This is a genomic window from Curtobacterium sp. PhB170 (genome assembly GCF_003752345.1).
In the GTDB taxonomy this organism is placed as follows: Bacteria; Actinomycetota; Actinomycetes; order Actinomycetales; family Microbacteriaceae; genus Curtobacterium.
Genome location: NZ_RJUM01000011.1, coordinates 553468 through 568398 on the forward strand (window position 1 = coordinate 553468; position 14931 = coordinate 568398).

At 72.6% G+C, this 14931-nt stretch carries 8 protein-coding genes, 1 tRNA gene and 1 rRNA gene; all 10 read right to left on the reverse strand.

The annotated features are described in order from the left end of the window. Nucleotides 1-3 precede the first annotated feature (3 nt). The 10 genes from EDF40_RS13355 to rrf all read right to left on the reverse strand — a co-directional run bounded on the left by EDF40_RS13355 (nucleotide 4) and on the right by rrf (nucleotide 14769). Nucleotides 4-1011: a glycoside hydrolase family 16 protein gene (locus tag EDF40_RS13355; protein WP_185003044.1), complete on the reverse strand. Its 1008-nt coding sequence runs from the start codon at nucleotides 1009-1011 to the stop codon at nucleotides 4-6. Continuing rightward, complete coding sequence (locus EDF40_RS13360; protein WP_123339864.1) at nucleotides 1008-2993, reverse strand: PIG-L family deacetylase; 1986 nt, start codon at nucleotides 2991-2993, stop codon at nucleotides 1008-1010. Before EDF40_RS13360 ends, EDF40_RS13355 begins: the two co-directional genes overlap by 4 nt. Then, nucleotides 2980-6531: a glycosyltransferase gene (locus tag EDF40_RS13365; protein WP_123339865.1), complete on the reverse strand. Its 3552-nt coding sequence runs from the start codon at nucleotides 6529-6531 to the stop codon at nucleotides 2980-2982. The genes EDF40_RS13360 and EDF40_RS13365 overlap by 14 nt, the downstream gene beginning before the upstream one ends. Beyond that, on the reverse strand, nucleotides 6528-7490 hold the full coding sequence (locus EDF40_RS13370) for a glycosyltransferase family 2 protein (RefSeq protein ID WP_123339866.1): 963 nt from the start codon (nucleotides 7488-7490) through the stop codon (nucleotides 6528-6530). Before EDF40_RS13370 ends, EDF40_RS13365 begins: the two co-directional genes overlap by 4 nt. Continuing rightward, nucleotides 7487-8380, reverse strand: coding sequence for a glycosyltransferase family 2 protein (locus EDF40_RS13375; protein ID WP_123339867.1), 894 nt, complete (start codon nucleotides 8378-8380; stop codon nucleotides 7487-7489). Before EDF40_RS13375 ends, EDF40_RS13370 begins: the two co-directional genes overlap by 4 nt. 424 nt (nucleotides 8381-8804) lie before the next feature. Further along, nucleotides 8805-11600: an alpha/beta fold hydrolase gene (locus EDF40_RS19260; RefSeq protein ID WP_148062186.1), complete on the reverse strand. Its 2796-nt coding sequence runs from the start codon at nucleotides 11598-11600 to the stop codon at nucleotides 8805-8807. A gap of 338 nt (nucleotides 11601-11938) precedes the next feature. Then, a tRNA-Gln gene (locus EDF40_RS13385) sits at nucleotides 11939-12010 on the reverse strand. A gap of 45 nt (nucleotides 12011-12055) precedes the next feature. Continuing rightward, nucleotides 12056-13054 carry an NAD(P)/FAD-dependent oxidoreductase gene (locus tag EDF40_RS13390; protein ID WP_123339869.1) on the reverse strand — a complete coding sequence of 333 codons (999 nt, stop codon included), beginning with the start codon at nucleotides 13052-13054 and terminating at the stop codon, nucleotides 12056-12058. Between the two features lie 10 nt (nucleotides 13055-13064). After that, complete coding sequence (gene gltX, locus EDF40_RS13395) at nucleotides 13065-14552, reverse strand: glutamate--tRNA ligase (protein ID WP_123339870.1); 1488 nt, start codon at nucleotides 14550-14552, stop codon at nucleotides 13065-13067. Nucleotides 14553-14652: 100 nt separating this feature from the next. Further along, nucleotides 14653-14769, reverse strand: a 5S ribosomal RNA gene (gene rrf, locus EDF40_RS13400). Between the last annotated feature and the right edge of the window lie 162 nt (nucleotides 14770-14931).

Below are 14931 nucleotides of genomic sequence, written 5' to 3' on the forward strand. Positions count from 1 at the left end.
CGCTCAGTCGTTCGGGACCGTCGTCGCGGTGTCGTCCGGCAGCGACGCGCTCGGCTCGGCACCGTCCGCCGGCACGTCGATCGTCATCCAGTCGATGAGGAGCGACCCGGCGGCGTCCGCCGGTGGGTTCCCGTCGTTCGACCCGGCCTGCACCACCAGGTGCATCCGGGCGGTCGGGATGTTCTCCGTCGTGGTGCCGACGACCTCGTCGTCGACCAGGAACGACATCCGGTCGGCGGTCCACTCGATCGTGTACGTGTGCCAGTCCTGCAGCGACGCCTCGGTCTGCTGGTGGATGCACTTCTCGGCGGGGTCCGCCAAGCAGTGCACGTTCAGCCAGGCGGGCGCGCCGAGCGCTCCCTCGGGGAAGTCGATCTCACCGTCCGACCACAGGTTCTCGTCGCTCCACAGCAGCACGGCGACGCCGTAGCCGTCGACCTCGTCGCTGCGCATCCGGATGCTGTAGCGGCCGGCGGTCTGCCCACCCCACTCGCCGTCGACGAGCGGCACGACACCGCCCGCCAGCGGCACCCCGGCGCGCGTGGTGCGCAGGCGCACGTCGAGCACGCCGTCGTGCGCCGACAGGGTGGACGCCTGGTAGCGCCCCGTCCCCGCGGTGTCGGCGAACCCGTGGTACGCGACGAACCGGTCCGAGTACCGGGACTCGAAGGTCCGGTTCGTGGCGGCGTCGGCGAAGTCCTCGCCGAACACCCGGGTCCACCCCTCGGGCTCGGAGCTCGGCATCGAGACGCCGCTCGGGTCGTCGAGGGTCACGTCGTCACCGTTCGCCGTCGTGGTCGCGGTCGTGGTGCCGGCGACGATGCCGGCAGCCACGAGCAGGGCGCCGGCCGCGAACGCGGTCCGGCGGGTGCCGGGGCGCCGTGGCGGTCGGTGCCGGGGCAGGCCGCGACCGTGTGCCGGTGGGGCGCCGTGGGCCGACGCCGCGTCGTCGGCGACGTGTTCCGACCAGGTGGGGCGGGCCTCCTGGCCGTCACCCTGCTCGTCGGTCACCCGGTCGTCCACGCGCGGATCTCGGAGAGTCCCACGTTGCCTGTGCTGTTCGAGACGCCCGTCACCGTGAACCGCACCCAGGTGACGTCACGCGGGGTGAAGTCGACCGTCAGCGCGTCGCCGCCGTTCGGCAGGGTGCCCACCGCGACCTGGCTGCCGTCCGAGAACGTCAGGGTGCCGCTGGTGACCTGGTCCGAGCTGTTCGGGCGGTCGTGCAGGACGATCCGACCGAGGTGCTGCGAGGCGGACCAGTCCAGCTGGATCCACACCCCGGTCCGGCCCCACGGGGCGACCCACTCGGCCGTCGGGTTGTCGGGGTAGCCCGACACGACGCCGTCGACGGCCTTCGCGACGGTCTGCCCGGTGGACTGGTCGTCCCACGCGGCGGTCGGGGTGGCCGACCCGGTGACGTCCGCCAGTGTCGGCGTCGGCGTCGGGGTCGGCGTCGGGGTCGGCGTGGGCGTCGGGGTCGGCGTGGGGGTCGGCGTGGTGTCCGCCGGCCGGAACGCCCGGATCTCGGCGAGGCCGACGTTCCGCGTCGTGCTGCTCACGGAACCGACCGTGAACCGCACCCAGGTGACCTGGCGGGCGCTGAACGCGACGCGCTGCACGGCTCCGCCGTTGTCGAGCGACGAGACGGCGACGCTGGTGCCGTCGGAGAACGTCAGCGTGCCGCCGGTCACCTGGTCGTCGCTGTTCGGCCGGTCCGCGAGGTCGATCTCGTGCAGGGTCGTGCCGGCGGACCAGTTCAGCTGGATCCACGTGCCCGCGCGGCCACCGGGCGCCGCCCACTCGGCCGTCGGGGCGTCCGGGTAGCCGCTCACGACGCCGTCGACGGCCTTCACGGCGGTCTGGCCGTCGGCCGGGTTCTCGGCGCTCGCGGTGACGGTCGCGCCGGCGGTGACGTCGGTGCCCTGCGAGGTCGGCGGGTCCGTCGGGGGCTGGGCCGACGAGCCGACGGCGTACTGCCGGCTCAGCCAGGAGCCCTCCGGGCGCGACGCGCAGGCGGAGGTGGACCCACAGGTCTCACCGTCGTACGCGGCGTACGCGAAGAAGGCTGCCGCCTTCGCGGCCGTCTGCGCGGAGCTCAGGTTCGACGGGCGGTCCGCGATCGGGTACCCGAGGTAGCCCGTGAACGTGTGTGTCGCCGTGTACGCGGACTGCGCCTGGTCGGCGAGGTACGCGACGGTGTGGTGGTCGCTGTGGTCGCCGTCGCCGTACGTGCCGCCGTGGTCGAGCGTGTGGATCTCGGTCGGCGCGTACCCGGTGACGAGGCCGGAGAACGTCGCGCGCAGGTCGGTCAGCGAGAAGGAGGTCGGTTGGGCTGCCCCGGTGACGGTGTGGATCGTGGAGATCTGGCCCTCGTAGAGCTTCTCCAGGCTCTCGCCGCCCGTGGCCGCGAAGCCGGAGCCGTCGATGTTGCCGTCCGGCAGCTCGAGGAACACCAGGCTGAGCCGCGGGGCCGTCGCCAGGGTCGCCGTGCGGAGCGTGTGGCCGGCGACCGGGAGCTGGCCGGCGGTCCAGTTCGACGAGACGCCGGCGATCGACGCGTACGACGCCATCAACCCGTTCTCGCGGGCCTGCCAGTACCAGGCGGGCTTGCCGGCGTCACCGGCGGTCACGATGACCGAGCGGACGCACTTGCCGGCGTCGATGTCGGCGCGGAGCTCGGTGCCGGAGAACAGCAGGTCGTCGTCGGCGTGCGCCACCATCGTGAGGACCCGGCCGGCGCTGCAGTCGGCGTTCGCGGCGGCCGTGCCACCCGTCGGTGTGCTGCTCGGCGTGGGCGTCGGCGTCGGCGTGCTGGTCGGTGTGCTCGGCGGCGGTGTCCTCCGGCCTCGTGCGTCGGCCGACATCGCGCCGCCGGGTCCGGCGATGACGGCGACGACCGCCAGGACCCCCAGGACCGCCGCGGCGGACGCGGCGCGCGTGCGCCACGTCCGCCGGGGTGCCCGGGTCGTGCGGTGTTCAGTTCGTGGCATGTGCGAGTCCTGCCGGGGTCAGTTCGTAGACGGCGGTGGTGCCGGAGCCGAAGACGCGCTTCCAGTAGGGCGAGTCGGCCATGGCGGCCGCGAGCTCCTGGTAGTCGGCGTCGGTCTGGTACCCGTACCGCTCGTCGTAGGCGCCGAAGGGCTCGGCGACCAGTGCGTAGTACTTCGTCGCCGGCCAGTCCAGGACGAGCTGGCGGGTCATCGTGGACACGTCGGCGTCGGCGTCGTAGCCCTCCGGCTCCGGGTACGCCCCGAGGACCTCGCGGGACAGCGCCCCGACGTCGAAGTAGCGTGCACCGGTGTTGCTCGGGACGGCGTTCGCCGAACCGGTCAGCAGCATCATCGAGCCCTTCGGCGCGTTCGCGTCGTAGAACTGCGTCGCCGCCGACTGGCTGCGCGTCGGGACGCGGTTCCAGTCGAGGGCGGTCTGGCCGAACGCGCCGATCCCGACCATCGCGGCGACCGCGGCCGCAGCGATGACGACCTTGACCGCCGTGGGTCGCACCATACGGGTGACGAGTCGACCGACGGGAGCCAGCCGGCCGCTGGGCATCGGGAGCCCCGCCGCCAGGATCGCGATCCACGGTGTCGCGAACAGCACGACGCGGAAGATGCCCTCCTGGCCGTAGTTCGTCGCGACGAGCAGCGAGATCGGGCTCGCCGCCGTGGCCAGCAGTCCCCAGTGCACGCGGTCGCGGCGCATCAGCACGGTGATCACGGCGACGAGGCCGAGGACCACGAGGGCCGCCGCGGGGATGTCGAACGCGAGCCGTGTGACGAGCGGCTTCGGCAGGACCGTCATGTCGTGCGACGGCGGCTGCACGTTGTCGAGCACCTTGCCGACGGCCCCCAGGGACAGGAACTTGCCGAGGATGTCGTCGTTCAGCAGGGCGAAGCCGACAGCGGGGACGAGCACCACGACGGGAAGCCACCAGGGGCGGAGCAGTCGGAACACGATGAGCGTCACGAGTGCGGCGACCGTCAGGTACGGCGAGATCTGGTGGGTGACGACCAGCACGATGCCGATCAGGGTGATCGCGATGATCCGCGACAGGCCGACGCGGCGGGCCCGCAGGATCGTCGAGCGGACGCCGTCGGTGGCGGTCGCCGCGGTGCGTCGCAGCGGGCCGACGGCCAGCACGAGGATCACCAGGGACATCAGGATGCCCACCGACTGCGGCGAGAAGTACGTCGTGTTGAGCGAGCCGGTCATCGCGGTCAGGAACGCGGCGATCCAGGGGCGACGGTTGCCCGGCAGCCAGTTGGCGGCCAGGACCCCGACGGCGATCGTCGTGCTGAAGGCCAGCAGGACGGGGACCCACGCGGCGATGGTCATCGCGTTGTCGATCCCGCCGACGTCCGCGACCCAGGCGCCGCCGGCGAACAGGCCGGACCACGTCTGGAAGATGTCGGCGGTCGGGTTCGTCGAGCCCCAGCGGCGGATGTACTCGAGCACGCCGATGTGGCGGGCGGCCGCCATCACGGTGGGCATGCCGTAGGTGATGGCCTGGGCGAGCTGGATCGAGCCGCCGAGCACGACGACCGGGATCGCGAGTCCCCGACCGCGCACCAGGGCGACGACGGCAGCGGCGACGACGAGCGCCAGTCCGATGACCAGGCCCGGACCGAGCGACCCGAACAGCCCGTCCGGCACCGGGTCGCCGATGTGCGTGAGCGCGGCGACGACGATGACGAGCAGCCCGAGGACCGAGCCGGCGGTGACGGTGTTGGTGGTGGTCCAGCGACGGGCCGTGGCGCCCTCGGCGGCCGGCTCGAGGCGGGCGCGCTGCAGTTCGGCGACGTCACGCGGCACGGCGATCGCGAGGGCGACGGCGGTGAGGACGACGACCCCGACGAACGGTGCCGTCGGGTTCCAGAGCTGGAACGTCGCCATCGTGTAGCCGATGCCGATCGTGCCGACGAGCGACGCCGTGACCGCGAAGACGCTGAAGCGTGCCAGCGGCATCGGGCGGACGAGCAGGAGGGGTGCGACGCCGAGCAGCGCGAACAGGTACACGCCGATCGCGCTCCCCCGCAGTACCGGGAGTCCGGCGATCGCGGCGACCCCGGCGACGAGGAGCGTCAGGACGACGATCGCCGCTGCGGTGAGTCGTGCGATCGGGCTCATCGCGTCCACCGCGAGCGGGCGGGCGGGACCGGCCGAGGCCAGGCCGTGCCGGAGCTCGTGGCGACCACGGGCGTTCCGGTCGATCGTGCCGCCACCACGCAGGCGTTCGACGAGCGCCAGGAACGGCGCCGTCAGGACCGAGCGCTGCTCGACCCCGCGCAGCCGCCGCTGGGTGGCGGCGAACTCGGCGTCGACCGCGTCGGGCACGCGGTCCGCGTCACCGGGCTGGTCGCCGGCGATGTCCGTCGCACGGTCGCCCTGCTCGAGGCCGAGTCGTGCGAAGGCGCTGAGCGCCTCGGGCGCTGCGTCCACCGATGCGGTGAGCGACTCGCGGTCGATGGCGTTCTTGGTCATCCAGGCTCCGAGTCCGTGGCCGTGCGCGGCTGCAGCGGCGCGGAGCGACGCGACGTCGTCCGCCGATCGCTGCCACGCGATGGCGGCCGGTTCGACGGCGATCGCGGATCCGGCGAACAGCAGTCGTGTGAAGAGGTCGAGGTCGTCGCCGGCACCGACGCGGGTGCCCGGTCCGAAGGCGGTGTCGAAGCCGCCGATCCGGAGCGCGGTCGCGCGGTGCACGGCGAGGTTGTCACCGGTGCCGTAGGCAGCGGCGGCGAAGGGGTGGTGCGGGGGCGCGTCGTCGGTGTCGTCGAGGCGGAACACCCGACGGCGGACGGTGCGGCCGGCCGCGGTGCGGTCGTCGTGCCAGCGCTGCGCGGGGGTGCGCAGTTCGGCGCTGGGGACGAGCCCGGTGACGCAGGCGACGTCGGGGTCCGCGGCGAAGGCGGTGGCCAACGCGGCGACCCAGTCGCCGTCGACGACGGCGCCCTCCGCGACGAACGCGACGACCTCGCCGCTCGCGGCGAGGAGTCCGGCGTTGCGGGCGGCGGCGAGGCCACCGGTCGGCGCGGCGATCGTGGTGACGCGCCGACCGCCGATCTCGACCGTCGCGGTGCCGCTGTCGTCGGCGCCGTGCGAGACGACGACGACGTCGAACTCGGGGTACTCGTTGGCGAGCACCGACCGCATGGTGGTGCCAGCGGCCCCGTCCGTGCAGAGCACCACGGTGACGGACGGCAGCACCAGACCTGCTGCCGGCCGACGCTCGGGCACCGGCATCGGCCGGATCGCGCGCTGGAGGGTGCGGACGTCGATGGTCCCGCCGATGCGGCGACGCTCGGTGATGTCCGCCTCGACGAAGCCGAGCGGCTCGCCGTGGTCGCGGACGAGCAGTCGGGCGCGCCGGTAGCCCGCGGCGCCCTCGAGTGCGACCACGTCACGGTGGCTGGACGCGTGCACGTCGGCGCGGTCGACCTCGCCGACCCACAGGGCGCCGTCCCACGTCGGGGACAGCGGCCCGGTCACGATCGGCGAGATGACCATCGCCAGGGTCGCGCGGGTCACCGCGTCCCCACCGGCTGGGGGACGGGGGCGGCCGCCGGGGTGCGGACGACGACGCCGCCGAGGACACGACCGACGGCGTAGCCCGTGACGGTCGACGCGACGGAGAGCACGATCGCGAAGGCACGCAGGGCACCGCCGCGACCGATGTGGCGCAGTTCGCGCAGCACCGCTCCGGGGATGACCTTCGTCAGGTACGTCGACTCGCTGGCGAGCGAGTCACCCGTGCCGACGCGACGGCTCAGGACGGCCTTCGAGATGCCCTCGTAGTAGCTGCGACGGCGCAGGTAGCGCATCGTCACGCGGTCCGGGGAGACCCGGTGCGAGACGTTCGAGCGCGGTTCGTGGCGGATGCGTGCACCCGGACGGGCCTGGGCGATGCGGATGCAGAGTTCGGTCTCCTCGCAGCCGAGCGGCTGGTTGCCGACGCGGCCGATGCCGGAGCGGAAGCCGCCGGCGAGCATGATCGCGTCACGGCGGAACGCCATGCTCGAGCCGATGACGTTGCGCACGTCGCCGGGGGTCTCGGGCAGACCGCGGTAGGAGCAGCCGACGATCCAGAGGAGTTCGTCGGCGTACGGGCCGGCACCGGTGGCGGTGGGCCAGGACGGTGTGGCCCGGCCGCCGACGCCGACGACGTCCGGGTCCTCGAGGGCGGTGAGCATGTGGCGGAGCCAGTCCGGGTCGGCGGTCGCGTCGTCGTCCAGGAACGCGACGACGTCGGCGTCGGTGAGGGCGACGCCCGTGTTGCGGGCGCCGGACAGGCCGCGGTCCTCGGTGTTCGGGACGACGCGGAGCTCGGGCCAGCGCGCCGCGGCGCGGGCGAGGAGCTCGGGTTCGTGGTCGATCACGACGACGACCTCGGGGGCCTCGGGCTGGCGCTTGGCGGACTCGACGCTGTCCTGCAGGTCGCCCCAGCGCTGCTGGGTGTAGGCGCAGATGACGACCGCGACGGTCGTCACGCGACTTCCTCCTCGAGGCTGGCCACGGCGGCGACGGGGGCGCCGTGCGGGGCGTGCCCGGCCGCGTGGACCGGAGCGTGCGGTACGGCGGCCAGCTGCTCGGCCGGCGGCACGACGCTCATCGCGGCGCGACGGACCTCGGAGCGGCCGATCGCTGCGCGACGACGCTCGTGCATGATCGACTTCAGCACCCGGATGCCGTCGGTCACGGCGTTCAGGTTGCTCGAGCCGTGCACGCGGAGCTTCTCGTGGCTGGGGACCTCGGTGATCGCGAGCTCGGCGGCCGACCAGCGGCAGGTGAGCACGGTCTCGATCTCGAACCCGTCGCCCCAGAGCATCGAGCCGTCGGACGGCTTCGGCAGCTCGGAGGACAGCAGGCCGATCTCCGGCAGGACGTCGGCCCAGAAGGCGTTGTAGCCGTAGCAGAGGTCGCTGTAGCGGGTGCCGAGGATGATGTTGCAGAGCATGTTCAGGCCACGGTTGCCCAGGTTGCGGACGATCGTGATGTCGTCGCTGCCGCCGCCGAGCGAGTAGCGGGTGCCCTTCGCGACGTCGGCGCCCTCGACGAGCGCCTGCACGAAGCGCGGGATCTCGTCCGGGTCGGCGGAGCAGTCGGCGTCGAACATGACGACGACGTCGCCGGTGACGGCCTCGAACCCGCAGGCGAGGGCGTTGCCCTTGCCCTTGCGGGTCTGGTGCACGACGCGGATGTCGGGCATCACGCGCTGCGCGGTGGCGATGGTGTCGTCGACGGAGTTGCCGTCGACCAGGATCACCTCGTACACCGGCGGGAGCTTCGGCAGGATGATCTCGAGGTTTCGGGCCTCGTTCCGCGCCGGGATGACGACGGAGACCCTCGGGTCTGCAGGGCGAACGGTACGTGCGGGCATGGGCGCGGTCCTGTCGGGTCAGGGTTGCTGTCGGGTTGTGGCTCGTGTGACGAGCGGCGCGTCCTCGGATGACGCATCGACGACGGTGACCGTCGTCGGTCGAGCAGCGGGACGCGGGTACGACGCCGCCGGCTTCGCAGGTGAGTGGGTACTCTCCCCCGCGTGTCCAACCATCGTCGCGGGCTGGCAGGCGGTCAATGCGCGGTGCGGTCCATTGCGGACACTCGGCCGCGGATACGGAAACCCGCAACACCGCGCCGGCCGCGTGCCGTGGACGCACCGACAGGCGGACTGGAGGCGCGGTGCCAGCCCGCCCCACGCCTCCCGTCCGCGTCCTGGTCGCGACCACCGCACCCGGTGAGCAGAAGACGTCGCCTCCGGACCGCGGAGGCGACGTCTTCTGCTCACTCGATGCGCACCCGGCTCAGTTCCGGGCCGCGCCCTCCGTCGCGAACGCCGCACGCAGCGCCGTCGCGAGGTCGGCCACGTGCGGTTCCCGCAGCAGCGAGCTGTGCTCGGCCGCGATCCGCACGGTCTCGGTCCGCCCGCGCAGCAGCGCGGACCAGCCGGTCGCGTCCGGGTTCGCATCGGCGAGCACGTACGTCGCCCGTCCGTGGAACGGCGTCGGGTGGTGCCGCCGGGTGACGAGCTCGGCCTGGTCGAAGAAGGCGTCGAAGTCCTTCTGCCCGCCGTGCCGCAGCACACCAGCGCTATAGGCCCGCGCGCGCTTCGCGACGTGCTCGCCCCACGACATGCCGGACGGCATGACCCGCCGGACGGCCCCGGCGAGGCGCTGGCCGACGACACGGACGGCGGGGTTGCGGTGTTCGCGGGGCTCGAGCCGTCCGAAGTGCTTCCGGACCCCCTCGGCCCCGGTCCGCGGCAGGTAGGTGTCCAGCAGCGCGACGTGCTCGACCTGCTCGCCGCTCTCGGTGAGCAGCCGGGCGATCTCGAGCGCGATCAGTCCGCCGAGCGAGTGGCCGACCAGCAGGTACGGTCCGCGCGGCTGCACGATGCGCATCAGGGCGACGTACCGGCGGGCGCTGGCCTGGATGCTCCAGTCCGGCATGCCCCGACGCTCGAGGCCGTGCTGCTGGAAGGCGTACACGTCGTGCTCGGGCAGGTAGCGGGACAACGGCAGGAACGTCAGGGCGAGCGCACCACCGCCGGCGAAGCAGAACACCGGCGGACGGCCGGACTCGCGCGCGCCGGACACCTTGACGACGTCGGGGTGGCTCGGCAGCGCCGTCGTGCCGCTCCGCACCCGTCGGGCGAACGCCCGGAGCGTGGGGTGCTGCAGGACGTCCGACGAGCGCAGGTCGATGCCGAGACGGCTCTGCACGAGCGCGAGCATCTCCTCCGCCGACAACGAGTCGCCGCCGAGGGCCGAGAAGTCCTCGTCGAGGTGGACGCCGCGCAGGCCCAGCACCTCGGCCCAGATCTGCCCGACCACGAGCTCCCACTGGTCGTACTCGCCCTCGACCATCTCGGTCTCGATGCTCGGCGCACCCGGGAGCTCGGCCCGGTCGACCTTGCCGCGCTCGTTCCGCGGCAGCTCGGTCATCGGCACGATCGACGCCGGCACCATGTACTCCGGCAGGCGGTCCCGCAGGGCCAGGCGCAGGGCCGCGGGCGCCGGTGTGCGCTGGCCCGGACGGCCGACGACGTACGCGACGAGGCGGGTGACGGCGGGCGGGTCGACCTGCGCGGTGACGACGGCGTCGTGCACCTCGGGGATCGCGCGGAGCGCCGCCTCGACCTCGCTCGGTTCCACGAGGTACCCGCGGACCTTGACGGCGTCGTCGGAGCGTCCGAGCAGCACGAGCCGGCCGTCCGGCTCGATCCGGGCCAGGTCGCCCTGCCGCCACGTCGGCGTGCCGTCGTCGGTGCGTCCGGCGCGCTCGGCGGTCTTCTCCGGGGCACCCCAGTACCCGGCGGTCAGGCCCTGGGAGACGATGACGAGTTCGCCGGTCTCCCCCGGGTCGGCGGGGCTGCCGTCCTCGCGCAGCACGAGCACCTGCTTGCCGGGCAGCGGCCACCCAGCGGGCACGACGCCCTCGGGCACCGGGGCACCGGGCTCCACGGGGCAGTAGGCCACGCAGCCAGTCTCGCTCGACCCGAAGGCGTTCAGCAGCAGGGTCGTCGGGTCGAGGTGCGGTCGGGCGGCGGCGATGTCGGCACCGGTCACCGCCTCGCCGGTGGTCATCAGGAAGCGGAGGCCGCCGAGCGCGGGGCCCGCCCCGGACGCCTGCGCCCCGGGTGCCGTCTGCGAGCCGACGATCGAGCGCAGCAGGTGCGGGGTGCAGACGAGGACGTTCACGCCCCCGTCGGCGAACCGTGCGAGCAGGCGTTCGACCCCGAGCTCGCGGGGTTCGAGGAGCACGACGCTGCCGCCGTTCAGCAGGGTGTCGAACGAGAACAGCAGACCGGCGGCGAACGACAGCGGCAGGACCACGCCGAGGCGGTCACCGGGTCCGGTGCCGAGGGCGACGGCGTCCTGCTCGGCGTTCGCGAGCTGCTGCCGGTGCGTCAGGACGACACCCTTCGGCATGCCCGTCGAGCCGGAGGTGAACACGATCGCGAACGCGTCGTGGCCGCCCGGGCGGGTGCCGGGCGCGTCGGCCGCTGTGTCCGTCTGCGTTTCGCTGCGCTCGGTCTCGCCGCCGGCTGTCTCGCTGCCCGCGGTCTCGTTGCCCGCGGTCTCGCCGCGTCGTTCGATCAGCTCGTCGAGTGCGTGCACCCGGCCGTCCCGGTCGGCGACGACGGTCGCCGCCAGGTCGGCGCGCGCGGCGTCCGCCACGATCTCGTCGACCCCCGCGAGCTGCGCGACGTGCCCGAGTCGCACGGCTGGCAGGTGCTCGTCGAGCACCACCACGGTGCGCCCCGCGCGGACGAGCGCCAGGATCGCGACGACGGCCTCGGTGGTCTGGCCGGCCATGACGCCGACCGGCTTCGATGCCCCACCGGCCACGGCGCCGACGCCGGCACCACTGTGGTCGTCGGGTCGGAGCTCGGCCCCGAGCACCGACGCGAGGTCGCGCGCCGCCCGGTCCGCCTCACTGAACGTGTAGGGACGGCCGTCCCCGGCAAGAGCAGCGGCGTCGCCGTGGAGCGCGACCACACGGTCCCAGCGGTCCAGCACGGAGTGGTCGTCGGCCAGCGGGATCGCGGCGCGGTGGGTCCAGCGCTCGGTCGTCGTCAGCGGGTCGGCGGAGGTCACGATGACACCTCGGATGCTCGTCGGCGGGCCGCCGCGGGTCCCGCGCCGGTCCTGCGACGGTACGTCCGACGCGGTACGGCCCACGAGCCGTGTCACGCGGGGTGCGGGGTCACGCAACCCGACCGGGAGGCCCGGCGCACCTCCGCCAGCGCGCCCGGCCCCCGTACGGGGACGGTCCAGGGCCAGGGGCGGCCCGGGTGGGCGCGGAGCATCGTGCGGTTCCGCGCAACCTCGGGATGCGCAGTCTGGAGCCTGTGGATCGCCGATGGAGGCGATGGAGGCGCACGAGTCCGGAGACGAGAACAGCCCCCGGGGATCCGGGGGCTGTTCTTCGAGTGCTGGGGTACCTGGACTCGAACCAAGAACGACGGTACCAGAAACCGCTGTGTTGCCAATTACACCATACCCCAAAAGGCCTGCTGGCCTTCTGTCCCCGTTGTCCGGGGCACGATCAACTACTGTACAGCATCCCGGAGGTCCACGAGACCACCCACGAGGTCTCGGTGCACTGCCGCGGCCGTCGTGGCACCGTGCCCGGCGGCGACGATGAGCTGCTCCGGCCCGGGAGGGGTCACGTCCCCCACGGCGTACAGCCCGGGAACGGTGGTCCGACCGACCCGGTCGACGACGAGGAGTCCGTGGGCATCGCGCTCCGGGGCCGTCGGCGCACCGGGCGTGTCGGTGCGCAGCCAGTCGAGGTCGGCGTGCCACGTCGGCCGGACGAACCCGCCGGTCCGCGGCTCCACGTGGCCGTCGACCAACCGGACCCCGGTCATGCCGGTCCGGTCGCCCTCGAGGTCCTCGATCACTCGTTCGTCGACCACGACACCGGCACGTGCCAGCCGGGCTCTCCCCGCGTCGTCGAGCGGGGCGACACCGTTCGTGTACACGATGAGGTCGTCGGCCCACGCCGCGATGAGCAGTGCCCGGTCCACGACGTCGTCGGTCTCGCAGATGAAGGCGAGGGGCTCCCCCGCCTTCTCGTACGCATCGCACTCGACGCAGCTGTGCACCGCGGTGCCGTAGAACGCACGGAGCATCGGCAGTGCCGGGAACTCCTCGCGCAGTCCCGTGGCGACGACGACGGTCCGCGCCCGCGCGTCCACCTCGGCACCGCGCCAGGTCCCGTGCAGCCGCCAGCCGTCGGCGTCGGGGGCCACCAGGTCGACCACGGCCTGCACGATCGTCGCCTCGGGGTACCTCTCGACCTCAGCGCGACCGAGCTTCCGGAGCTCGAGCGGGGAGATCCCGTCACGCGTCAGGAAGCCGTGCGACCGCAGGGTCGCGGCGTTGCGTGGCCGGTTCGCGTCGACGAGGAGCACCGTGCGCTTCGCCCGCACCAGGTTGAGCGCAGCGCTCAGGCCGGCCGGCCCGGCGCCGATGACCGCGACGTCGTGGACGACCGGGGTACTCGGCGCGTCCGTGGGTCCTGCAGCGCTTCCCGCGGTGCTCATCGTTCGCCGTTCAGCGGGCCGCGAGGGCGCGGAGCCGCGTCAGGGTGGACTCCTTGCCGAGGATCTCGATCGACTCGAAGAGCGGCGGGCTGATCCGGCGTCCGGACACCCCCACGCGCAGCGGACCGAAGGCGACCCGGGGCTTCAGCCCGAGGTCGTCGATGAGCGCCGTGCGGAGGGCACCCTCGATCGCCTCGGTGCGCCAGTCGTCGAGCTGCTCGAGCGCCGCGATGCCGGCCGTGAGCACGGCGCCGGTGTCGCCCTTGAGCGATGCCAGTGCGTCGTCCTCGACCACCAGGTCGGCGTCGGCGGTGAACAGGAACCCGAGCATCGCCGGGGCCTCACCGAGCAGCTGCATGCGCTCCTGGACGAGCGGCGCCGCCTTCGTCAGGACTTCGGTCTGCTCCGCGGTCGGCGGGTCGGCCACGAGGTCGGTCAGGTACGGCAGGAGCCGGGAGCGGAAGTCCGACGGCTCGAGCAACCGGATGTGGTCGCCGTTGATCGCCTCGGCCTTCTTGTGGTCGAACCGCGCCGGGTTCGGGTTGACGTCGGTGACGTCGAACGCCGCCACCATCTCGTCGATCGAGAAGACGTCGCGGTCGGCACCGATCGACCACCCCAGCAGGGCCAGGTAGTTGACGAGCCCCTCGGGGATCATGCCGGCGTCGCGGTGGTGGAACAGGTTCGCCTCGGGGTCGCGCTTCGAGAGCTTCTTGTTGCCCTCGCCCATGACGTACGGCAGGTGGCCGAACACCGGGATCGCCGGAGCCAGCCTGATCTCGTACAGCGCCTCGTACAGGGCGATCTGCCGCGGGGTCGACGACAGCAGGTCCTCGCCACGGAGGACGTGCGTGATGCCCATCAGGGCGTCGTCCACCGGGTTCGTGAACGTGTACAGCGGCTTGCCGTTCGGCCGGACGACCACGAAGTCCGGGAACGTCCCCTGCTTGAAGGTGATCTCGCCACGGACGAGGTCGTCGAAGCTCAGGTCACGGTCCGGGACCCGGAGTCGCAGCGCCGGCTCGCGGCCCTGGTCGCGGAACGCCTGGCGCTCGTCGTCGGACAGGTCCCGCTCGTGGTTGTCGTAGCCCTGCTTCGGATCGCGCCCGGCGGCCTTGTTGCGCGCCTCCATCTCCTCGGGGGTGACGAAGGACTCGTAGATGTGCCCGGACGCCTTGAGCTTCGCGATGACGTCGTCGTAGATCGCGGTGCGCTCCGACTGCCGGTACGGTCCGTGCTCGCCCCCAGCGTCGACGCCCTCGTCCCAGTCCAGCCGGAGCCAGCGCAGCCCGTCGAGGATCTGCGCGTAGGACTCTTCGCTGTCCCGCGCGGCGTCGGTGTCCTCGATGCGGAACACGAGCTTGCCGCCGGTGTGGCGTGCGTACGCCCAGTTGAAGAGCGCCGTGCGGATGAGCCCCACGTGCGGGGTCCCCGTCGGGCTCGGGCAGAAACGGACGCGGATCTCGGATCCGGAAGCAGTGGTGAATGGCGCAGTCATGACCCGCCAATGCTACCGTCACGCCCTGCTCGGCAGACCCGTGAACGCAGAAAACCCCTGACCAGTGCTGGTCAGGGGTTCCCTGGTGTTACAACGTTAAGTCCGGCGGCGTCCTACTCTCCCACAAGGTCCCCCTTGCAGTACCATCGGCGCTGAGAGGCTTAGCTTCCGGGTTCGGAATGTGACCGGGCGTTTCCCTCTCGCTATGACCACCGGAACACTATCGACCATGATCTGGTCTCAAACATGTTCCGGCTGCTACCCACGAATGGGCAGAGCGGTGCATTCAGTTTGATTCCCGATCGTCTGTCGGGAACCACAAAGTGGACGCGAGCCCGTGCAACAAGTGCACGGAAATCAGTGTGTTATCAAGTCTTCG

Coding starts and splice junctions, on each gene's coding strand:
- EDF40_RS13390 (WP_123339869.1), bottom strand. CDS start 13,054: ATGAGCACCGCGGGAAGCGCTGCAGGACCCACGGACGCGCCGAGTACC.
- EDF40_RS13375 (WP_123339867.1), bottom strand. CDS start 8,380: ATGCCCGCACGTACCGTTCGCCCTGCAGACCCGAGGGTCTCCGTCGTC.
- gltX (WP_123339870.1), bottom strand. CDS start 14,552: ATGACTGCGCCATTCACCACTGCTTCCGGATCCGAGATCCGCGTCCGT.
- EDF40_RS13360 (WP_123339864.1), bottom strand. CDS start 2,993: ATGCCACGAACTGAACACCGCACGACCCGGGCACCCCGGCGGACGTGG.